Source organism: Acinetobacter sp. ANC 3813, from assembly GCF_002135435.1.
GTDB lineage: Bacteria > Pseudomonadota > Gammaproteobacteria > Pseudomonadales > Moraxellaceae > Acinetobacter.
The window spans coordinates 14,755-37,123 of sequence record NZ_NEGK01000014.1 but is presented as its reverse complement, the minus strand read 5'-3'; the positions used below and the strand labels follow the sequence as shown (position 1 = coordinate 37,123).

The following is a 22,369-nucleotide window of genomic DNA, read 5'->3' as shown; positions in this document are numbered from 1 at the left end:
ATGTAAATTAAATAAATATTTATTTTAAAGCATTAATTGGTGTGCGATTGTTGTTTTTTGTTTAATTAAACGAAAGTTGTTTTAATATGTTTGATGAATGGTGATGTGATTTTTAAAGCAAACAAAAAACCCCTATTCGGGGTTTTTAAACATGCATGATATTCGGGGAAGGTTATTTCGTTATACGCCAGAGCGCCAGCAGGCTGGAAAATATAATCAATACAATTGATACATACCAAGGCGCAATAACGGCAATGGATAAGAAAATTGCCATCATGCTGCCGAAGATCCAGCTGCGTTTTTGCTGGTGTTCCATTTGCAGGCGCATGCTTTGCAGCTCATTCAGCTGTTTGGCATGCCATGCAGATTGATTTTTCAACCCATTCAAGCTATCAATCAGCATAGTTGGAAAGTCCTGCGCACCGAGCAGTAAATCAGGAATTTTTTGACCTAATTCTTTGAGATTTTTCTGCGGATTCATTTGCGCTTTAATCCAATCCGTCAGAATTGGTTTCGCCAAGCTCCAAATGTCCAGCTCAGGATACAGGTCTGTGCCAAGGCCTTCGACATGCACCAAAGTTTTCAGCAGCAGCATTAGCTGCGGCGGAATTTCCAAATGAAAACGGCGGGCAATATCCATGACTTCAATCAGAATGCCGGCAAAGTCCAGCTCATGCATGGGCTTGGAAACCATCGGGCCAACCGTTCGGCGCATTTCACGTGCCAAAGCATCTTGATCTGTACCTGGTGGAATCCAGCCCGCTTGATGCACAATCTGAATCAGCTGCATAAAGTCGCTGTTCATGACCGACAGCAGCATGCGCGCTACGGTCATTTGGTCATGTTTGGACAGCTCGCCCATAATCGCGCAGTCCAGTGCAATAAAGCGTGGATTAGCAGGATTAATGGTTTCTACAAAGACATTGCCGGGATGCATATCGGCATGGAAAAAATTGTCGCGGAAGACTTGCGTAAAGAAAATGGTTAAACCTTTTTCTGATAAGTCTTTACGGTCCATGCCCAAGCGGTCAAAAGTAGCAATGTCAGAAATCGGTACACCTGTGATGCGCTCCGCCACCATCACATCTTTGCTGTCCATATAGACTTCGGGCACATACATCATGCTTGAGCCAGTAAAATAATGGCGCATGCGGCGTGTATTGTCTGCTTCAAGTGTCAAATCTAATTCTTTGAGAATGATTTGGCGGTAGTCTTGAATAATTTCAGAAAGGTGCAGTGCGCGGGCAGCTTCAAGGCGCTTTTCTAAATAGTTGCCCAGCCATTCTAAAATTTCAAAATCTTGCAGAATTTGGCTGCGGATATCTGGACGGGTCACTTTGACCACCACTTCACGGCCATCGTGCAGTGCAGCCGTATGCACTTGGGCAATGGATGCCGCTGCTAATGGCTGTTCGTCAAAACGCGCGAAGAGTGTGTTGATATCAGCTTTTAATGACTCCTGAATGCGCATTTTGGCAACATCAGAACCAAATGGCTTCACGCGGTCCTGCAATAGCACCAGCTGCTGCAGCACTTCAGGCGGAATTAAATCACGGCGGGTCGACAGCAACTGTCCGAGTTTAATCGCCAGCGGCCCCATGTCTTCCAGCGCCTGCTTTAATTTCAGCGGGTTTTTACGCTCACGGCTGGACCATGCAGCAGGGTGCATGCGGATCAAACTCAGCACATGGCGCGCTTTTTCTGGCAGCTCTTCCGCAGGAAACAACGTGTCGAGTCTATAGTGCGCGGCAATGCGCCAAAGGTCGAGTAAACGTGTAATGTGCGGAATCATATGAGCAAATACCTAGTTTTGAGTTGTATCGTGTAGAGCATCAATTTTAGCCTGCAGCTGCTGAATTTTGGCTTCTGCGCGGTCTAAATTTTGATTAAGCAGGCGGGTGTCTTGATTTAAGTCATCCATTTGCCAGCGCGGCGCCAGCAGTCCGGTGTCTTCTTTTAAGGCATCTTCGGCAAAGAATAAATGGCTTTGCAGGCTGCGCTTAAGATGTTCCGGCGCCAGCTGAATTTTGCCGAGTTCATGCGCCAGCGCAGGGCCTATCCACGGCGATAAATGCGCTGCTAAATCGGGTTCAGCTTGAGCAATAATGCGCTGAATATCCTGCAGCAGGTGATAGTCGCCTTGTACTGGAATATTGCCAATATCATCGGACAGCAGTAGTTTCAGCAGCTCGATGGTATTTTTAACATGCAGAGTTGCTGTCGCTTCTGCTGCGGCATGTTCAGAATCAAAAGGGCGCTGTTCAAAGATGGAAGGCTTTTCGCTATGACCTGTGACTGTAGGCTCTAAGCGGACTTTGGCGTCATCGAAGAAGACATCTACAGACAGCTGCGGTGCATCAATGACGACCCGCAGCATTTTGCCTTGCAGCTGATTGAGCTGGATGCGGGTGATGGCATCCAAATCAATCACATGATGAATTAATCGTTCAGCTGCACCCAGTGCAAGAATTGACCACATAATTTTGACCTGAACCGATTAAAGTTTAAAGCCGCGATGCACCGCTACAATGCCGCCCGTGAGGTTGTGGTAGTCGCAGTTTTGGAAGCCTGCATTTTCCATCATGCCTTTCAGCGTGCGCTGGTCTGGGTGCATGCGGATCGATTCAGCTAAATATTTATAGCTTTCTGAGTCGTTGGCAATGATTTTGCCCATGATTGGTAAAGCGGTGAATGAGTACAAATCATAAAGTTTTGAGAATGGCTCAAATACTGGTTTAGAGAACTCTAAAACCAATAGGCGGCCGCCTGGCTTCAGTACGCGGTACATGGCTGCAAGCGCGGCATCTTTGTCTGTCACGTTACGCAGACCAAATGAAATGGTCAAAAGGTCAAAGCTGTTGTCGGCAAAAGGTTCTAAGGTTTCAGCATTGGCCAAAACAAAATCGACATTGGTGCAGCCCGCGTCAATGAGGCGGTCACGGCCAACGTTGAGCATCGACTCGTTAATATCTGACAAGACCACATGGCCTGTTGGGCCCACTTCACGGCTGAAAACTTTGGCTAAGTCGCCTGTACCGCCAGCAATATCCAGCACATGCTGGCCGCGGCGCACACCTGACATGTTGATGGCAAATCGCTTCCAGAGGCGGTGGATGCCGAAAGACATCAAGTCATTCATGATGTCGTATTTGCTGGCAACAGAGTGGAATACTTCTGCCACTTTTTGCGCCTTATCTTCACTGCTGACCGTTTGATAGCCGAAGTGCGTAGTTGCGCCCACATTGCCGGTATTGGCGCCGCGAGGCAGATTGTATTTGGGTACAGAACCCGTCACTGGCGTATCGGTCAAGCGCTGTTCTAATGACTGCTGCTGGCCTTGCGGTGCGCCTTGCGGAAGGGGTTCGGTTAAGAAAGGACTCGCTGTGTCTTTGTTTTGAGCCGGCTCTGTAACGTTGGCTGGCGTTTGATTTTCATTAGACATAGGGTCGCTCCTAACAGAAAAATAGGGTGAATGCTGTATTGCATGCATGATGACAGATTCTTTGATGTTATACAGCAATCATCATGCAAATTGTTATGAATAATATACAGAATTCCTCAAAACCTGGATGGATTTGAGCAGAAGCGCGCTGTAGGGCGCGGCCATGCTTCAGGCAAAGGGCTGCGGTTCGCCTGCATGCACTTTATCAATAATCTGGCGTTCAACGGCAGTAAAATCTTTGACAAATTTCTCTGCTGACTTTAAGGGTTTCATCGCTAAAAAACCGTCCTGCATAAATTCATACATGACCTCAAAATTGTATTTGGCCGCGGCGCCTTTACACATTTTGAAGGCTGCATACACCACAAATGAGCGCATATATTTATCGAGGCTTTTTCCGAGCAGATCCAGTAAATCCAGCTGTTTCAGGCGGTTTGAGCCCTGATCCAGCTTAAGGTAGGTCAGGCGCATCATCTCATCTGTCAGCTTTTCATAGGGATGATAATCCTGCAGCAGCTGCATGGCGACCTGCTCATCCAGCTGAACGGCTAAAATTGCCAGTTCGACGCCAGCAGTGCCGGTTTTAATGGCATTGTCTGGAATCAGTTTTTCCGCTTTGTGCGCATATTTGCTTAAGCGAGCAATCTGCTGCGCCAGCGCATCAAAGTCTGGCCCGCCATACAGGCGGTTTAAGAAATATTCCGCCATCAGCACATTGTGCTTTTCGGCAAACTGTTTGGCATGGGTGCGCTGCATGCGCTGTTTTTGCCATGCTTGTACATCTTGCAGGCGCTGAAAAATTTCTGGATTTTTATGATAGTTCAGCTGGTAATACAGATCTAACAGATCATCTAAAACTGCAAGTTTCGACATTAGGTGTCTCAATAATTTCAGAGTTGCTTAAATATTATCGGCAGTTATACGCGCCTGCTATGACAAATTGAAATAAAAATGCAATTTAGACAGTCAGTCTGCCGAGCTTTTACACAATAAAAATGCAGCATAAATATGGACTCGGGTGATTTAGTCAGCTGGCTAGCTTGGTTATACTGCAATGAAGAGCAGAACAATAGAGAACAATATGGCGGCGCAGGATAATCAAATTCAGGATTCGAGTTTTCAGCTGATGGATGAAGATCAGCTCTCTGTGAAATTAATTGAAGCGCAATATGCTTTAAAAGATAGCAAAGACAAGGCCAATGCTAAAAGTGTATTGGTGCTGGTCAGCGGCATTGAGCTGGCCGGTAAAGGCGAAGCGGTCAAGCAGCTGCGCGAATGGGTTGATCCGCGCTATTTGCGGGTGAAAGCGGATGCGCCGCAAAGCTTTAATCATCAGCAGACGTTTTGGCAGCCCTATGCGCGGTTTATTCCAGCCGAAGGGCAGATTATGGTGATGTTCGGCAACTGGTACAGCGATTTGCTGACCACGGCCATGCACGTGTCTAAGCCTATTGATGAAACGATGTTTGAAACTTATATCGAACAAATGCGCGCGTATGAGCAGGATCTGAAAAATAACCATGTTGATGTCATTAAAGTGTGGTTTGACCTGTCGTGGAAATCGCTGCAAAAGCGTTTAGATACAATTGATCCAGGGGAAGCGCGCTGGCATAAGCTGCACGGTTTGGACTGGCGCAGCAAAAAACAGTATGACAGTCTGCAGAAACTGCGCCAGCGCTTTACGGATGACTGGGAAATTATTGACTGCGAAGACGAGACGGAAAGGGATCAGCAGTTTGCGCAGCTGGTTTTGCAGACGCTGCAGCATTGCCCAGCACATCTAAGCAAAGCGAAGGGGCGTTGGAAGCAGAGTAAAGTTCCTGAACTGCTGCTGAATCCGAATGAGGGCGGATTAGAAAACGGCGACTATAAAGATGAACTGAAAAAACTCACTAAAAAAGTGGCGGAGGCTTTACGCTTTGATACACGCAACATCGTCATTGCTTTTGAAGGGATGGATGCGGCAGGGAAAGGCGGCGCGATCAAGCGCATTGTGAAAAAACTTGATCCGCGTGAATATGAAATTTATACCATTGCGGCGCCAGAAAAATATGAACTGCGCAGGCCGTATCTGTGGCGGTTTTGGAGCAAAATCCTGCCCGAAGAAAAAATCAGCATTTTTGACCGCAGCTGGTATGGCCGTGTACTGGTTGAACGGGTTGAGGGCTTTGCTAACGCCGTGGAATGGCAGCGCGCTTACGATGAAATCAACCGTTTTGAAAAAGATTTGTATGACAGCCAGACGCTGGTAATTAAATTTTGGCTGGCGATCAGCAAGGATGAGCAGGAAGCGCGTTTTCAAGCGCGGGAAGAAACACCGCATAAGCGCTTTAAAATTACAGAAGATGATTGGCGCAACCGCGGCCGCTGGGATGACTATTTAAATGCCGCAGCCGATATGCTGGAGCGCACCAATACAGCGTATGCGCCGTGGCATGTGATTTCGACCAATGATAAAAGTACAGCACGCCTTGAAGTGCTGCGCGCAATTTTAAAGCAGCTGAAGGCTGAATAAATTTAAGGCTTAGGCTGCATATTGCGGCCTAAGCCTTATTTGAAAAACACCCTTACTGCGCGGCAACGGTTTGCGCAGTCTGCTTTTGCTGAATGCTTTTAGCCAGTTTGTAGGTCTCTTCAATATGCGCTTCGGCGACTTTTTTCATCACAAAATAGCCGAGGCTGGCTGCGATGGCTTGACCGCCCAGCGGGATAAATTTCGTCACTTGCTTGGTAATGTATTTGGCCGCAACATTATTAATCGATTTTTTGACGGCGGTGCGGGCAACCACCAGCCCAGAAAATTCTACACCGCGTTTGCGCAGTTCTTGCCAGTGAACCTGTTTTGTGGCTGGGTCATAGACGCTGATCTGCTCTGGAGAGAGTCCGAAGCGTGCATTAATTTCAGGAATCAGCTGCGATAAGATGCCGACATCAATCACCACATCAAAAAAGGGTACCGGAACGACCGCTGCGCCCGCAGAGAAATATGCCCGTTTTTTTGCTAAATCCAGGCACTCTTCGCGGATGGCTTCTAGGTTTAAACTCAGATCGATTGAATCAGGAATATTATCTATTTTCATCTGCACATACCTTCAGTTTTCTGCTGATTTTTTTCGTAAAGGATCATTAAGATACTTGTTTCAAAGTATTTTTTGAACTGCATTTATCTGTCAAATTCGCATAGACAGGCATAGAAGTATAGTCAATAATCTTTGTGGTTTTGTAGTTTGAGCGCAAGGAAATAAAGAAAAGATGGCCATTCATGTGATTCAGAGTCAGCGTGTTGAAATCTTGCTGGAAGAAATGCTACACGCTGGACATCAGCCATCTGCCAATCCTTTTGAAGCCTTGAAAACGCAGCACTTTATTGTGCCGTCACCCGCTGTGCAGGCGTGGCTGACCGTCAAATTATCTGAACATCAAGGGATCAGCGCCAACCGTTTATTTCATCAGCGTATCCGTGCCTTTCAGTGGTTTGCCTATCAGGCAGTGCTGGACAATAAAGAAAAAGTCCGTAAAGCCAACATTCCGCGCATGATTATTAAATGGCGGACGTACCAAGTGCTCAAACCCTATATTCAGGCGGCAGACAACCCGCTGGGATTGGAGCATCCGCTGCACAGTATTATTCAGCGTATTTATGACAGCGCCTCACGTTTAAGATCAGGTACAGAGCAGCAGCTGAAAAAGCAGGGCATGCTGTATTGGGTGTCGGAGCAGGTTTCGCGGTTATTCAGCAACTATATGGAATACCGTGGACATTGTTTTAAACAGCATGCATTTGGGCAAGCCTGTGACTGCAGCAGCAATTGGCTGCAGAGCTGGGGCAAGGATCAGCCCTTAGATTTGGATCAGCAGTTTTTTAGTGTGCAGACAGGTTTCCCAGGGCTAGATTCTAAAGAGCAGCTGGCGCAGCAGCGGCAGGTTTCAGATTTTGCCAAAGATCAGGCCGAGCAGCTGGAGCATTGGCAGCGCTGGCTGTGGCATCGTGAATTTCATGCCGATTTTGAGTTGATGCAAGGCATTGATGATGATTTCTGGGCCATTATGGATGATCCTGCAACCCGCAGTGCCGCTTTAGCCAAATTGCCCAAGCAAGTCACGCTGTTTACTGTTTTGGATTTGCCGCCCAGTCAGCTGGCCTTTTTGCGCCGTTTGGGGCAGTACATGGATGTGCTGATTTTGCATTTTAACCCTTCGCAGGAATATTGGGCAGATACGGTCGATGCCAACTGGAAAAAACAGTATGACGTCAAGCTCAAGCAGCGTTTTAAAGATCAGCACCCACAGGCAGATGACCAACAAATAGATGCCTTCTTTGAAAAATATACGCTGGAATATGGTCAGCTAAAAGAATCGCGGCATCCGCTGCTGACCCGATTTGGCAAGCAGGCGCGCGACCATTTTTCGCTGCTGGTGAACTTGGCTGCAGGAGAGAACGGCGAGCAGTGGGATGACCAGTTTCCTGCGGATTATGAATATCATTTGCTGGGCAAAGTGCAATACGACATTTTGAATTTGGCAGAACCCGAAGCGGACAGTTTTGCTTTGGCTGAGCAGGATGATTCCATCCGTATACATGTTTGCCATTCGGCGCTGCGCCAGCTGGAAGTGCTGAAAGATCAGCTGACCTTTTGGCTATCCGAAGCTACGGCCGATGCGCCGCGCTCGCCCAGCGATATTTTGGTGCTAAGCCCGAATTTAAAAGATTTAGAACCTTTAATCCGCAGTGTATTTGCGCCGCCGCCCAGAGAGCAGTTTTTTGATGATCAGGCGCAGGCAGATGCTGCCCGTAAAGACAGCGTGTATCTGCCTGTCAAAATTGCAGGGGTCGCGCCGCTGGATGTGCAAAATGCTTGGCAGGCGGTGCTGGGACCTATTCAGCTGCCGCAAGGGCGCTTTACTTTAGAAGATTTTGCCGACTGGCTGAATTTAAGCGCTGCGCAAACCCGCTATGGCATTAATGCAGATCAGAGTGCGCGGATGATTGAGCTGTTAAGCGAAGCTAAATTCAAACGCGGACTGGACGAAGATCATTTTCGCCGTACTTTGGCGCCCAACGATACCGACTACCGCTACAGCTTTAAGTTCGCTTTATATCGTCTGGCGCTGGGCATTGCAGTATCTGAACATGCGATGTGGCAGGACACCCTGAGTTATGCTTTCGTGCGCCGTGATGATTTTGAACTGGTTAATATCCTGATTGAAATTTATCAGGATTTTGCAGAGCGCAGGCATTGGATTGTAGAGCATGAAATGGGCCAGCTGCGCAACGTGGAAGAATGGCTGCATTTGCTGCTGCGTGATTTGGAGCGTTATCAAAAGCAGGGCGTGACAGTACTAAAATCTGTCCGTGATGCGATTCGTAAGCAGATCACTATGCTGACCTTATCTTACTATCAAGAGGAAGATGCCAGCGCCGCAGAGCATAGTGATGTGCTGAAAGACATGCAGCTGCCACTGCCTTATGTCTTGCAGGAAATTCAAAGCACGCTTGACAGTCAAATGGATCAGGCTATACCTTCAGGGCAGATTACGTTTAGCCAAATTGGGCAAATCCGACCTGTGCCCTATAAGCTGATTGTCATGCTGAATTTGGACAGCGGTCAGTTCCCAAGCCGCAAGTCTCACTTGCCCTTTGATTTGATGGATGTCCTGAAACCGCATTTAGGCGACCGTTCACGTTTAGAAGATGACCAAGGCGCATTTTTGGATGCGCTGCTGTTGGCCAAAGATAATTTATGGCTATTTTATAATGGCTTTGACATTAATGATGGCGAAATTCGGGAACCTTCCAGTGTGCTGCAGGAATTTATCCGTCATTTGGCGCTGATTGTGCAAGGCAGCAGTGCCAATCCGAACTTGCCGCAATTGGCAAAAATAGAAGGCGATGTGGCGGTGCCAGCCAATTTGCAGTCTATTTATAGTGTGCATGAACTGCAGCCTTTTGAACTGCATGGTTTTGATGCCCATAGATCGAGCAGAAAAATCCGCTATCAGGATCATTGGTTTTATGTGGCGCGGCAGCTGCAGCAGGCGCAAGGTGCGCGCCAGCCGTGGGCGGCTCAGGCGGTAACTCTGCAGGCGCCTGCAGAAACACTATTGGACAGCGCACAGTGGATTAAACAAGTCACCTTCCCCGCAGAGCTATATTTAAAAAGCTTAGGCATCAGCAATTTAAAGATAGAGGATGGTTTGGCAACCGATGAGCCTTTACTGCTGGATGGTTTGGAGCAGTATGCCGTGCGTCATTTTTTGCAGGATCAATCTGTTAAAAATGAATCTTCGCAGGCAGCCCAGCCTGAATTGCTGCTGGATCAATTGCCGGTCGGCAAGTTTAAAGATGCGGCGTGGTCGGTCGGTCAGCTGCAGCATGAGCAGCTGTGGCAGCGTGTACAAGCCTTAATGCAGCCTAATCCACCGAAACTGACCGCAGTGACGCAGCGCCAGCTCAAAGTAGATGATCAGACTTTGATGCAAATTACTGTACCAGCACATCCTGTAAGGCAGTGGCTGAGCATGACGCCATCGAGCGCGCGGGGCAGACGCCGTGCGCAAATTTGGCTGGAATATTTGCTCTGGCTAGCATCTTTGCCTGCAGATGCATCCGCTTTGAATTATGAGCGTATCGAAGTTTGCAATGATGTGACCATCCGCTGCTCGGGTATCAGTCCAGAAGATGCGCGTGTGCATTTGGCGCGCTGGATGCAGGCATGGCGCTATGGTCAGCAGCAGCCTTTGGTTCTGCCAGCTGCGCTTATGTTGGCAACAAATCCTAAAAGTATTTTACTGCTGCAAGAAGGCAAGAAAGGCGAAGATTTAGACGTGAAATGGCAGGAAAATGAGCACGGTGTTCAGGTGCTGCAGCAGTTTGATAAGTTAATTGCCAAATGGACAGACCCTGGTGACTACGCGGCATTTGATGTCCGCCAAGATGAAGCCAACCAGGCACATGCAGACTGGGCATTCATTTTACGTGATCAAAATAGCCTACAGCTGCTGACACAAAGTTGTGAGCAGTTTGCCTATGCGCTGTATGCGCCAATTTACAGCAATCAAACAGCGGAGTAAGTGCATGCAGATTAAGGAAATTGAAAACCCAATCAGCAGCATGCAGTTTCAAGGGCTGCATTGGATTGAAGCTTCGGCTGGGACGGGCAAGACCTTTACCTTATCCAGCCTTATGGTGCGCATTCTGCTGGAAAAATATCTGCCGCGCCAAGTCATTGCCACCACCTTTACCCGTAAAGCCGCAGCTGAATTAAAAAGCCGTATCCGCCAGCGTTTATACAGTATGTTGCAATTGCTGGACAGTCTGCGCACAGAGCTGCCATCTGATATTGAAGCTAGAGCAAAGACCGAAAAAGACGAGCTGGTGCAAGTGGTTTTAACACGCAATCCTGCACAAATTGGGTATGCCTGTGAACGTTTGCAGCTGGTGCTGGATCAGCTGGATGAACTGTTTGTCGGTACGCTGGACAGCTTTAGTCAAACCTTGCTGCGTGAGTTTGCTTTTGAGAGCGGAAAAATAGAGCGCGCTGACATTACCAGTGATGATAAACAGTATGTGCAGCAGCTGGTGCACGATATTTTACGTGAATGGGTGCAAGAACAGCCTCAAGATGCCGTCACGAGTTTACTGCAGCATAAGAAGCTAAAATCGGTCGCGGGCTATGCCGATGTCATGGAAAAAAGCCTGAATTTCAGTTCGGCAAAACTCAATGCAGTAACAGCGCCTGAATTTTCCCTCAGCGCTATACAGCAGGCCGTGGAGGTGCTGGCGCAGCAGCCGCTGGATGATTTCAGCGCTTTTGAAAATTTTACGCCCAATGGCGCATACGCCAAACTGATCAATCAGCCGTGGTCTAAAACTTCGATTGTTGAAGTCTTAAGAAAACTGCCCGAATCGCTGGAACAAATTCAGCAGCAGGGCGTGCAGATTTTGGTGAATGGTCAGCTGCCAGAAGCCTTGCAGCAGCTGCAGGCATTTATCAAAAAATCTGAACCGCGCAGCGCCAGCGGTAAAAAGAAAATTGACGATGCCGACGTGAACACCCTGCAGCACCATCCTGTGTTCAGCGCGGTGCAAAATGTATTGGCTGCGGTGCAGCAGGCTTCTGAAGACTTAGAAGCTCTAGATCGTTATCTGCAATACCACATTGCGATAGAAGTCAAAAACCGCTTGCCGCAGATGCTGCAAAGCAAAGGTGAAACGACCTTTTCACAGCAGATTCGGACCTTGTCTGAGGCGCTGCAAGGCGAGCAGGGCAATCAATTTGCCACTTTTGTACATGCGCGCTATCCGCTGATTTTAGTGGATGAATTTCAGGACACCAACCTCGATCAGGACACCATGCTGGCGGAAATCTGGCGTCATCCTTCACGCCTGAAACAGGGTTGCATGATTATGGTCGGTGACCGTAAACAGGCGATTTATGGTTTCCGCGGCGGCGATATGCTGACCTTCATCAAAGCGCGTGATGATGTTTACCGTAAACAAGGCAGTTTTTATCAGCTGAAGAAAAATTTCCGTTCCATCGCGCCATTGGTGGAAGCGGTAGATGCGCTGTTCCAGCAGCAGATGGATTTTGGGGAAGATGTGCTGTATGTGCCCATTACTGCGGGCGCGGAACATGCGGATTTGCATGATCAAGAACAGATTAATCCTGTGCCGCTGCGCTGGTTGCAGCTGGAGCATAAAGATCAGGAAGCTGAGCAGGTTGCATGGAAAATTCAGCATCTGCTGCAGCAGTCTGCACAAGGCCAGCTGTATTTGACTGAACCCGATGCATCTGACGCTGAAAAACAGCCTTTAATGGATAGTGATATTGCGGTTCTATCCAGCGGACATAGTGCGTTGAATGCGGTGCAGCAGGCTCTGCTGTCTTTAGGCATCCGTGTGAATCGGGCGGCTAAGCGCAGCGTATTCAGCAGCGCCATTGCGCAGGATGTCGGTGCGGTACTGGCAGCAGTGCTGTCACCTTATCAGGAAGCGAAAGTTAAACGCGCTTTGCTGGGACGCTTGCTGGGTTTGAAGCTGAATGATTTGTGGCGCGCAGATTCACAAACATTTGATCTGAGCCACTATATTGCACAGTTTGATCATATTCGTGAGTTATGGCTGAATCAGGGCTTTTTGCCAGCATGGCATTATTGCTTAAATTATTTCAAAATTTGGGAACGTATTGTTGCGCTGCATAGCCGTGAAAATGAACGCGATGTGGTGAATCTGCGGCATTTAACTGAGATTTTAAGCGATCAGAGTGAGCAGCTGCAGGGCGCACAACATTTATTTCATTGGTATTTAAAACAGCTGAAAGCGCCTAAAAGCCATGAATGGGAGTTGGAACGGCCTTTGACCAATGCCGAAGGCGTGAAGCTGATGACCATTCACCAGTCGAAAGGGCTGGAATTTAAAGTGGTGTTTTTACTGAATGCCGATGGCGGTCCAAAAGCGGATAACACGCTGATTTTTTCTTATGAAAATGTGCAGCAGGACGAGCACAGTGAAAAGCGCCGTGTCATTGATATTGGCGGTACTTCTGATGAGCTGAAAAAACAGCAGCATGATGAACGCCGTTATGCTGAGCAGCATCGTTTATGGTATGTCGCGCTGACCCGTGCCAGTCACCGCATATATGCTGTCCTGCGTACACAGGACCATAAATCCCTCTACAGCCTGCCATTTTGGGCGGGGCAAGGTGAGTTCAGTTTTCAGCATCCGCAATGTGCAGTAGAAAGATTGATTACTGAGCCTTCAGCGGCAATACATACTTTGGCGCAGGCTGAACTGGTTCTAGACGCTTTGCCTTTGCCTGAAGCGCGTTTTTATCCGCGCAGCAATACCAGTTTTACTGGGCTGTCGCAGCATTTGGCTTATCGTCAGCTGCCGCAGGATCAGTTGGCCATTCAAACCGTTGCTGAAGACAGTGCCGATGATGAAACGGATCAGGTTGCTGAAGCGGAGTTGCCGGCTGATGAAATTGACTGGATTAAGCAGCAATTTCCGAAAGGCACCGTGGCGGGAACATTTCTGCACAGCATTTATGAACAGATTGACTTTCAGGGTGCGGCCGGCTGGAAACTAGAAGTGCTGCGGCGTTTTAAGAATGACGGTCCGCAGCTGCTGATCGAGCTGCGACTAAAAATGCAGGAAAGTTTTGCGGTCTGGAAAACGTTTGCACAGGCATGGAAATCCAGCTATATCCAAGCGGTACAGCCTTTGCATCACCAAGCCCAGCAGCTCTTTGGCGCACAGCTGGTTTCACATGAACAGCATAAACTGCTGCGCAGCGCATTTATGGATTTTAACCATATGCTGATGCAAGCCCTGAGTGCCGATGTCCAGTCTTCATCGCAATGGGCGAGTATTTTTCAAAGTACAGTGCGCTATCAGCCAGATCAGCTTTTAACCTTACTGCGGCAGTTGAGCACAGGTTTTCAGGCGGCAGATTCGACAGAAATTCGCGATTGTTTGCAGCAGGCCGTGACTGCAATAAATGCGCAGCAAGCAAAACTGCAGCCTAAAGATGCGCCTGCCTATGAGGCAAAAAATATCGATGCTTATGTGGATATGGGGTTTGGCGCTTTGGTTGAAAGCATGCAAAATGAAATGCTCTACGCGCTTATGACTCAGTGGATGCAGGACGTGGTGCAGGCGCCATTGCATGGTCCATTCAGTTTGAGCTGCATGCCGTTGAACAGTCATTTGCCTGAGTTTCCATTTCATCTGGCATTGCATGATCAGCCAGTGCAAATCCGCAAAATTCAGCAGCTGTTTAAAGAGCACCGGATTCAGATTGAAGCTTTAAATGAGGCCAATTCTGCCCGTTATTTGGTTGGCGCAGTTGATTTGGTCTATTTTGATGGCGAGCGTTATCACATTGCAGATTACAAAAGTAATTTCTTGGGAAAAACCGAACAGCATTATGCGCTGGATGAAGTGAAGAACAGCATGAGTCAATCCAGTTATTGGCTGCAGGCGGCATTATATCTGGTCGCGCTGCACCGTTATTTAAAGGTTAATTTGCAAAGCTACAATATCAATCAGCACTTGGGTGGCGCCAGTTATTTATATCTGAGAGGCATGAGCAGCCAGTCCAACTCAGGCACGTGCCATTGGCAGCCAGATGCAGAATTTATCCTGCAGCTGGACCGTATTTTGGGTTATGCGCATGCGGATAAGTACGATGAAACTGCCTGAGATTTTTAAAAAAGAACAGCGAAACAATCTATTATCCTGTGGATAAGTTTGAGGATAACCGTGTGGAAAATTTACCCAAACGCTTGAATATGCAGGCTTGGATCAAGAACTTGATTTCTTTGCATCTTGCAGCGGATGCGCGCGAATCATCTGAGGCTTTGCTGCAGCAGGTTTTTCAAGCCATTGAACAAGGTGACAGCTGTATCATGTGCAGTGCAGAGCAAGCGCAGCAGCTGCAAGGTGTGAGCATTTCTGCTGAGCAGGCGGCAGCTCAAATCATTGCGCCCTTTGTTTTTGATGGGCGGCTTTTGTATTTATACCGCTATTGGGCTTTAGAGCATCAGTTGGCGCAGGCGCTGCTGCAATTGAAGCAGCAGCGTGTGCAGTCGGTAAATTTAACCGCGCAGCATTTGGCCTTGTTAAGCGACGGCCAGCAGCAGCTGGCATTGCAGATGGTGGCAGAACAAGGGCTCAGTATTATTACCGGCGGTCCGGGCACAGGCAAAACTTATACGCTGGCGCGGATTATTGCCGTGCTGAATCAGGCTATACCCGATATCCGCATTGCCATGGCTGCACCCACAGGGAAAGCCGCGCAGCGTATGAAAGAGGCGCTGCAGAATTCATTTAATGACGTCAAATTGCAGGATTTGGTCAGTGACAACTTAACCCGCCTAACGCCGATTACCATTCACCGTTTGCTGGGTTTGGGGGAAGATCAGCGTCCGCGTTTTCATGCCAAGCGTCCCTTGCCTTACGACGTTATTGTGGTGGATGAAGCCTCGATGCTGGACTTGACGCTGGCGAAACTTTTATTTTCAGCCATAGCGCCATCGACACGCTTAATCTTATTGGGAGACGCCAATCAGTTGGCTTCAGTCGATGTCGGTTCGGTACTGGCTGATTTACAGCAGGTACCATTGCTGGCGGAAAACCGAGTGAATTTAATCACCAGTCACCGTTTTGATGGTGAAAAATTGATTGGCCGCATGGCGGATTTTATTCAGCAGAATGAAACTGCGCAGCAAGTGTTGATGCGTTTTGAGCAAAGGATTGCACCTGCAGGCTTGCTGCAAGCTGTTGCGTTAGCCGCAGATATGCAGGATGTGGTGCAGCTTCAGTATTTGCAGGAAGATCTTCAGCGCGATCACGGCAGTACTGCATTATCTGCTTATTATGATCAGCTGATGCTGGGGTTTAAAGATTATGCATCTGCATTAGATGTCTATTTGGCGGCTGAGCAGGATGAACCGTCCATCAAAAATATTGTGCATCACTTTGATGATTACCGGATTCTGGCTGCGGTACGGCATGGCGGTCTCGGGCTGACGGCATTAAATCAGCACATGGAAGAACGCATTCTTAAGCAGACTCAGCAGTCCAAAGCTGGGGATTGGTATACAGGGCGGCCTGTCATGATGACTTATAACGATTATCAGCTGGGGCTGTCCAACGGGGATATTGGAATTTGCTTTGGACGCAGGCAGGCAGGAAAAATAAACTATTCTGTGTATTTCCCAAGCCTGCAGAAATGGGTGGCCGCAGCGCGCCTGCCCAAAAGCATGGAAACCGCTTATGCCATGACCATTCATAAGTCGCAAGGCTCTGAATTTAGACATACGGCAGTAGTGCTGGATGCCAATGCAGAGCAGCTATTGAGTAAAGAATTGATTTATACCGCGATTACTCGGGCTAAAAAAGCAGTCAGCATTTTGGCGGCACCTGCTGCTTTGGCTTCTGCGATGACGGTAAAAACAGTGAGAACCAGCGGCTTAATTGGTCAGATTGTCACAAAAAATGATACTTTATGCCAATAATGAGAACTGATCGTGTAAGTTTTTGCTTACATCATTTCAAGATATTTGCGCATAGAGCTTTTATTCAGTTTTTGAGAAGATTGCATCACACAATAAAACGCTCAATATGGAATGTTGAGTACAATCGCAAAAATATAATAATAACGTCATATAGACAGCGAACTTACAGAGACGTAAGTAAAAGAGGAAACTTACAGCCGCTAAGCCTTGCAGTTTTGGGAGAGACTGCAGGGCTTTTTTATACCTGATTGTTTTATAAATAGATGAAAGTTCAAGAAGCTGATGATTTATTGTACGAAATGGCTTACATATAGATCAGATAAAGGCGACTTTATTCACACTGCTATTGTGGCAAAATTTATCGCATAAGGAAGTGTTAAGTTTAAACATGGAATGTTTGGCTAGAAGACGCGGAAAGCGCATTGAAAACACAATAAATAATAAAATTATAATGAAAAGAGAAGAAACTACAGCGCAAAAAAAGCCCGAGCTTGCTCGGGCTTTTTTCTTTTCGGGCTTAAGACAGCTGGGCGGGATTGGCATAATCTTTCATCTGTACAGAACAATGCACTATTTTCATTCAAAAAGTTGAAAGTGGAATATTTGACCAGTCCATACGGTATATAGGGAGCCATGTAAAATTTGCAGCCAGTTGAAATTTATTAAATAAAAAACATGAACAGAGTTTGATCAATCATATGCAGCAAGATTTATGTGAAATGCGGATGAAGCATTCATTAAAACTGATGATCTATTTTTGCAATCGGGGCGTTTTTCCCTTAATATAATGCACTTGCTGTAGTGATGCACGGCAGTCAAATTGGTTTTGAAGAATCAATTTGATTTGTATCAAATGTAATTTATTAAGCATCTCGGAGAAATCGAATGGCTTTAACAAACGCAGATCGCGCAGAGATCATCGCTAAATTTGCTCGCGCTGAAAACGACACTGGTTCACCAGAAGTTCAAGTAGCTCTTTTAACTGCGCAAATCAATGATTTGCAAGGTCACTTTAAAGAACACAAACACGACCACCATAGCCGTCGCGGTCTTATCCGCATGGTTAACCAACGTCGTAAGCTTCTTGACTACCTTAAAGGTAAAGATGCTACTCGTTACAGCGCATTGATTGCTGCTTTAGGTTTACGTCGTTAATTCGATTTAAACTTTATTTTCGGATTATTGCATGCTAAGTGCTGTATTGCTGAAAACTGAAGTCTATCCGGCCTCGGCTGGATAATGGGGAAGGGGCGATGTTTCGCTCCTTCTTTGTGTCTTAAATTAGTGTTTTACTCATTACGAGTATGAATTGTCTGGTGAGGTCGGCTTCTAAGCTTTGTCATTTATTCCGCAGGCTCATGTACAGCCGAGTGAATGCCAAACCTTAGGGGTCTCCACTAGAATAATTGTTCACAAGAACTAGGAAAAAATAAAACATGTCGATGTTTAATATTATTCGTAAAGAATTCCAATTCGGTCAGCACAATGTCGTGCTTGAAACAGGCCGTGTTGCTCGTCAAGCAAACACTGTTGTGATTACAATGGGCGGTGTTCAGGTTCTTGTTGCTGTTGTGGCTCAGCCTAAAGCAAAAGCAGGCCAAGATTTCTTCCCATTGACTGTTAACTACCAAGAAAAACAATATGCAGCAGGCCGTATCCCTGGCGGTTATGGCAAGCGTGAAGGCCGTGCCTCTGAAGCTGAAACTTTAATTTCACGTCTGATTGACCGTCCAATCCGTCCGCTGTTCCCAGAAGGTTACTTCAACGAAATCCAAGTTACAGCAACTGTTATTTCTTCTGACAAGACTATGGATGCTGACATTGCTGCAATGTTAGGTACATCTGCAGCAATGTCTATTGCTGGCACACCGTTCCGCGGTCCAATCGGCGGCGCGCGCGTTGGCTTGATCAATGGCGAATACATTCTGAACCCGAACCACGAACAATTGAAAGAGTCTGATCTTGATCTTGTTGTTGCGGGTACAGAATCTGCAGTATTGATGGTTGAATCTGAAGCGAAAGAGCTTTCTGAAGACCAAATGCTGGGCGCTGTATTGTTCGGTCATGACGAAATGCAAATCGCGATCCAAGCAATCAAAGAATTTGCTGCAGCTGCTGGCGCAGTTGAGTCAACTTGGGTTGCTCCAGTTAAAAACGAAGAACTTCTAGCTAAATTGAAAGAAGCTTTCGAAGCGAAAATCTCTGAAGCGTACACAATTGCGGTTAAGCAAGACCGTTATGCAGCGCTTGATGCACTTTATGCGGAAGCGGTTGCTCAATTCGTTCCAGAAAATGACGAAACTGGCATTGCTGACGAAGTGAACGAATTATTCGAAGATCTTAAATACCGCACTGTACGTGACAACATCTTGTCTGGTAAGCCGCGTATTGATGGCCGTGACACTAAAACTGTACGTGCAATTGACGTACAAGTGGGCGTATTAGGTCGTGCGCACGGTTCTGCATTGTTCACACGTGGTGAAACGCAAGCGTTGGTAACAACGACTTTGGGTAATACACGTGATGCTTTAATGGTTGATACCCTAGCTGGTACTAAAACTGATAACTTCATGCTTCACTACAACTTCCCTGCATACTCTGTAGGTGAAACTGGTCGTGAATCTGGTCCTAAACGTCGTGAAATCGGTCACGGTCGTCTTGCACGTCGTGGTGTTCAAGCTGTTCTTCCTGCAGCTGATCGCTTCCCGTACGTGATTCGTATCGTATCTGACATTACTGAATCTAACGGTTCATCTTCAATGGCTTCTGTATGTGGTGCATCACTATCACTTATGGACGCAGGTGTTCCGCTTAAAGCGCCAGTTGCGGGTATCGCAATGGGTCTAGTAAAAGAAGGCGAGCGTTTCGCAGTTCTTTCTGACATCTTGGGTGACGAAGATCACCTTGGCGACATGGACTTTAAAGTAGCAGGTTCTGCAAACGGTATTACTGCACTTCAAATGGACATCAAGATCGAAGGGATCACTGAAGAGATCATGGAATCTGCATTGAACCAAGCTTATGCGGGTCGTATGCACATCTTGAACGAAATGAATCAAGTGATTTCACGTGCCCGTTCTGAAATCTCTATGCATGCGCCAACATTCCAAGTGATCAACATCAACCCGGACAAAATCCGTGATGTGATCGGTAAAGGCGGCGCAACAATTCGTGCGATTACTGAAGAAACTAAAGCTGCGATCGATATTGAAGATAACGGTACAGTTCGCGTATTTGGTGAAACTAAAGCGGCTGCAGCTGCGGCGGTTGCAAAAATCCAAGCGCTTACGGCTGAAATTGAACCAGGTACAATCTATATGGGTAAAGTGATCCGTATCGTTGAATTTGGCGCATTCGTAAACATCCTTCCAGGAACTGACGGCTTGCTTCACATCTCTCAAATCTCTAACGAACGCATCGCGAACGTTTCAGATGTATTGACTGAAGGCCAAGAAGTGAAAGTACAAGTTGCGGATGTTGATAACCGTGGCCGTATTAAATTGACAATGAAAGACATCGAACAAGCATAATTGTTTGAAGATCTGAATTTGTAAAAAAAAAGCCTGCTTGATGCAGGCTTTTTTTATGGCATGATGCAGAGAAGTAAACATAAAAATATCAGGGCAATGCAAATTTATTCTTTTTTTCAGCCGAGTGCTGAGGCAAGTGTCTGCGTGCAAAAAGGCCGTTTGGATGAAGCGCTTGAACCCGAATTTATTTGGGTAGACTGTACGCGTGAAGATGTGGTGAACCGGGCAGAAGCGTGGCAGCATGAAATCGCCGAACAGACTGGGGTCTGGCTGAACGAGTTTCATCTTAAAGATATTTTGAATTTAGAACACCCTTGTGTTTTTGATGCCATGGATGACTATGATCTGCTGATTTTCCGCAAGCTGATTACACCTGATGATGAAATTAAAACTGGTGAAAAAGCGCTAGAGCAGCATGAGCGCGTGTTTGGATTGGCCACAACACCCATCAGTTTTATTATTACGCCGCAATTATTGGTGACAGTGCGAGAAAAGGGAAATAAAGCGGTAGAAAATTATCTGCAGCGGATAGAAAACCTGATGAACCGCAATCTAGATGAGCAGAACAAAAATCGAAAATTGCCCTCGACATCTTTAGATTTAAGCCTGCGGTTGCTGAACAGCATGATTGATGGTTATTTGGATTTACGTATGCCCTTAACACGCAGAGTGGAATTCTGGCAGCAGGAGCTGCTGCAAGGGCATCGCAGATTTACCCAGTGGCAGCAGCTGCTGCAGGAAAATATGGCATTTCAGCAAGTGGAAAACCTGTGTGAAGAGCAGATCGAAAGCCTTCAAGAACTGCGTGATGAAATCGTGGAAAATTATCCGCATTTAAAAGGCAAAAAGAAGTCTGAACGCCGCGATATTATGCTGGTGCGTATGGATGATTTAAGCAGCCATATTGAGCGCATACAAAAGCATACCATTCGTCTGCGCAGCGCGGTTCAGGCGGCGATGGACCTGCATTTTTCCGCTATAGCCAACCAAACCAACGAAAACATGCGGATTTTAGCCATTATTACTGCTGTGTTTGCGCCTCTGACGTTATTGACAGGGGTTTACGGCATGAACTTTGAGTTTATTCCGGGGCTGAAATCACAGCAGGGATTTTGGATTATGCTCGGCATTATGCTGATGACGACGGCATTGCTGATTTATTATTTTTACCGCCGCCATATGGTGGGGCGCGGTGAAAAAAGCGTGATTGATATGCTGGCGCAGCAGAATCAGGAACAGCATCTTGGGCTGTTTTGGTTTTTAGATTATGCGCCGTTAAAGCAAACGGTTAAAGGGACTTTAAAAGAAGTCGAAAAACTGACGCGCATCAAATAATCCAGTTTAGAGAGGCCGATATAGCCGCACGCAGTCAGACCTGATCATTGCGGTTTAATTATCTTTTGCCTTTTATGAGCCTGCTAGAAAGCGGATCTAAGACCTATCCTTTAAGATAACAGGAAGCTATCGGCAGACTGCTTTAGGCCTGTGATCATTTTAAGGCCAAGATGTGGCGCATTATTCAAAGTCATCGTTAATTTTGTGCAAGTAAAGATCCGCGGCTTAGTGCGCAGAAGGTGAGTTTCACTGATTTTGCCAAGTGCGATGCGACATGATTTTAACTAACGATGGCATTGCAACCAAATATTCATTGGAGTAAACAGGCAAAGATCAGCACAGCTGGGCTAAACAGCGGGTGTATCATTTTGCGTCAGCCTGAGAAGGCGGTAAATCTCATCTTTTAATTTCAGCTTTTTACGCTTTAAACTTTCAATATCAATATTAATTTGATTGACGGGATCCTGTTCCAGCAGGCAAATTTCCTGATCCAGTTCTTCATGCTTCTCGAAGAGGTGGGCGAAGTGCGGATTATCTGCGCGAAGCTGTTGAATCAATTCCCGGAATTCTGGAAACATATTTTTAATTTTCTTATTGCATTCTTTGGTTTTCATACGCTTGAACAGTTCTCTCAATGAAAAGAAAAAAATACTCTGCTTCCCTGCAGATGCACTGCTGGGAAGAGATATATGCAGATTAGTGAGATTGGAATTGTTGATGTTTGACTTGGCGCCGTAAATTTTGCACTTCATCAATTAAATCCAGCATCATCGCTACAGCTGTAAAGCTGGCGTCGAAGTCGCGCTGTAAACGGTAAGCGCGGCGGGCGCGGGATATATCATCGCCAAAAAACTGATGCACTCGGCTATCCGGCCGATTAGGCAAAATATCATATTCCAACAGCTGCAATACCCACTCAGGACTTTGTCCGCAGGCTTGGGCAAAATGCTGCAAATCAAAACTGCGCTGTTCATCGACCACTTCCGGGTGATCACAGCCGTTTGATACAATTTCTCGATAATAAATTGTTGTCATGTGAGTA

At 46.8% G+C, this 22,369-nt stretch carries 14 protein-coding genes; 7 read left to right on the top strand and 7 right to left on the bottom strand.

What is annotated here, in order from left to right; all coding sequences use genetic code 11:
- Positions 1-172: 172 nt before the first annotated feature.
- The 4 genes from B9T34_RS17005 to B9T34_RS16990 all read right to left on the bottom strand — a co-directional run bounded on the left by B9T34_RS17005 (position 173) and on the right by B9T34_RS16990 (position 4,315).
- Positions 173-1,792: an ABC1 kinase family protein gene (locus B9T34_RS17005; RefSeq protein WP_086214322.1), complete on the bottom strand. Its 1,620-nt coding sequence runs from the start codon at positions 1,790-1,792 to the stop codon at positions 173-175.
- A 12-nt stretch (positions 1,793-1,804) separates the two neighbouring features.
- Positions 1,805-2,479, bottom strand: coding sequence for a ubiquinone biosynthesis accessory factor UbiJ (locus B9T34_RS17000; protein ID WP_086214321.1), 675 nt, complete (start codon positions 2,477-2,479; stop codon positions 1,805-1,807).
- Positions 2,480-2,497: 18 nt separating this feature from the next.
- Complete coding sequence (gene ubiE / locus B9T34_RS16995) at positions 2,498-3,442, bottom strand: bifunctional demethylmenaquinone methyltransferase/2-methoxy-6-polyprenyl-1,4-benzoquinol methylase UbiE (protein ID WP_086214320.1); 945 nt, start codon at positions 3,440-3,442, stop codon at positions 2,498-2,500.
- Positions 3,443-3,610: 168 nt separating this feature from the next.
- Complete coding sequence (locus B9T34_RS16990) at positions 3,611-4,315, bottom strand: FFLEELY motif protein (RefSeq protein ID WP_086214319.1); 705 nt, start codon at positions 4,313-4,315, stop codon at positions 3,611-3,613.
- Between the two features lie 208 nt (positions 4,316-4,523).
- On the opposite strand from B9T34_RS16990, the gene B9T34_RS16985 reads away from it, so the two are divergent.
- Positions 4,524-5,957, top strand: coding sequence for a phosphate--AMP phosphotransferase (locus tag B9T34_RS16985; RefSeq protein ID WP_086214318.1), 1,434 nt, complete (start codon positions 4,524-4,526; stop codon positions 5,955-5,957).
- Between the two features lie 52 nt (positions 5,958-6,009).
- Here the strand turns inward: B9T34_RS16985 and B9T34_RS16980 are convergent, their stop codons facing one another.
- Positions 6,010-6,522 carry a hypothetical protein gene (locus tag B9T34_RS16980; RefSeq protein WP_086214317.1) on the bottom strand — a complete coding sequence of 171 codons (513 nt, stop codon included), beginning with the start codon at positions 6,520-6,522 and terminating at the stop codon, positions 6,010-6,012.
- A 172-nt stretch (positions 6,523-6,694) separates the two neighbouring features.
- Between B9T34_RS16980 and B9T34_RS16975 the strand changes: the two genes are divergently transcribed.
- The 6 genes from B9T34_RS16975 (at position 6,695) to B9T34_RS16945 (ending at position 21,327) form a co-directional block, all read left to right on the top strand.
- The gene (locus B9T34_RS16975; RefSeq protein ID WP_086214316.1) at positions 6,695-10,513 is read left to right on the top strand and encodes an exodeoxyribonuclease V subunit gamma; all 3,819 of its coding nucleotides are present in this window, start codon (positions 6,695-6,697) and stop codon (positions 10,511-10,513) included.
- A 4-nt stretch (positions 10,514-10,517) separates the two neighbouring features.
- Positions 10,518-14,645: a UvrD-helicase domain-containing protein gene (locus B9T34_RS16970; protein WP_086214356.1), complete on the top strand. Its 4,128-nt coding sequence runs from the start codon at positions 10,518-10,520 to the stop codon at positions 14,643-14,645.
- Positions 14,646-14,734: 89 nt separating this feature from the next.
- Positions 14,735-16,462 (top strand): exodeoxyribonuclease V subunit alpha, encoded by a 1,728-nt coding sequence (recD, locus tag B9T34_RS16965; RefSeq protein ID WP_086214355.1) that lies wholly within the window; start codon positions 14,735-14,737, stop codon positions 16,460-16,462.
- A gap of 885 nt (positions 16,463-17,347) precedes the next feature.
- Complete coding sequence (gene rpsO, locus B9T34_RS16955; protein WP_067761248.1) at positions 17,348-17,617, top strand: 30S ribosomal protein S15; 270 nt, start codon at positions 17,348-17,350, stop codon at positions 17,615-17,617.
- Between the two features lie 287 nt (positions 17,618-17,904).
- On the top strand, positions 17,905-19,992 hold the full coding sequence (pnp, locus tag B9T34_RS16950; RefSeq protein ID WP_171265235.1) for a polyribonucleotide nucleotidyltransferase: 2,088 nt from the start codon (positions 17,905-17,907) through the stop codon (positions 19,990-19,992).
- Positions 19,993-20,088: 96 nt separating this feature from the next.
- The gene (locus tag B9T34_RS16945) at positions 20,089-21,327 is read left to right on the top strand and encodes a magnesium transporter CorA family protein (RefSeq protein WP_086214313.1); all 1,239 of its coding nucleotides are present in this window, start codon (positions 20,089-20,091) and stop codon (positions 21,325-21,327) included.
- 347 nt (positions 21,328-21,674) lie between these two features.
- Here the strand turns inward: B9T34_RS16945 and B9T34_RS16940 are convergent, their stop codons facing one another.
- Both B9T34_RS16940 and B9T34_RS16935 read right to left on the bottom strand, forming a co-directional pair.
- Entirely contained in the window at positions 21,675-21,941 is a 267-nt protein-coding gene (locus tag B9T34_RS16940) for a YdcH family protein (RefSeq protein WP_086214312.1), read from the bottom strand.
- Positions 21,942-22,023: 82 nt separating this feature from the next.
- Positions 22,024-22,362, bottom strand: a complete 339-nt coding sequence (locus B9T34_RS16935) for a chaperone modulator CbpM (RefSeq protein ID WP_086214311.1) — start codon at positions 22,360-22,362, stop codon at positions 22,024-22,026.
- Positions 22,363-22,369 lie beyond the last annotated feature (7 nt).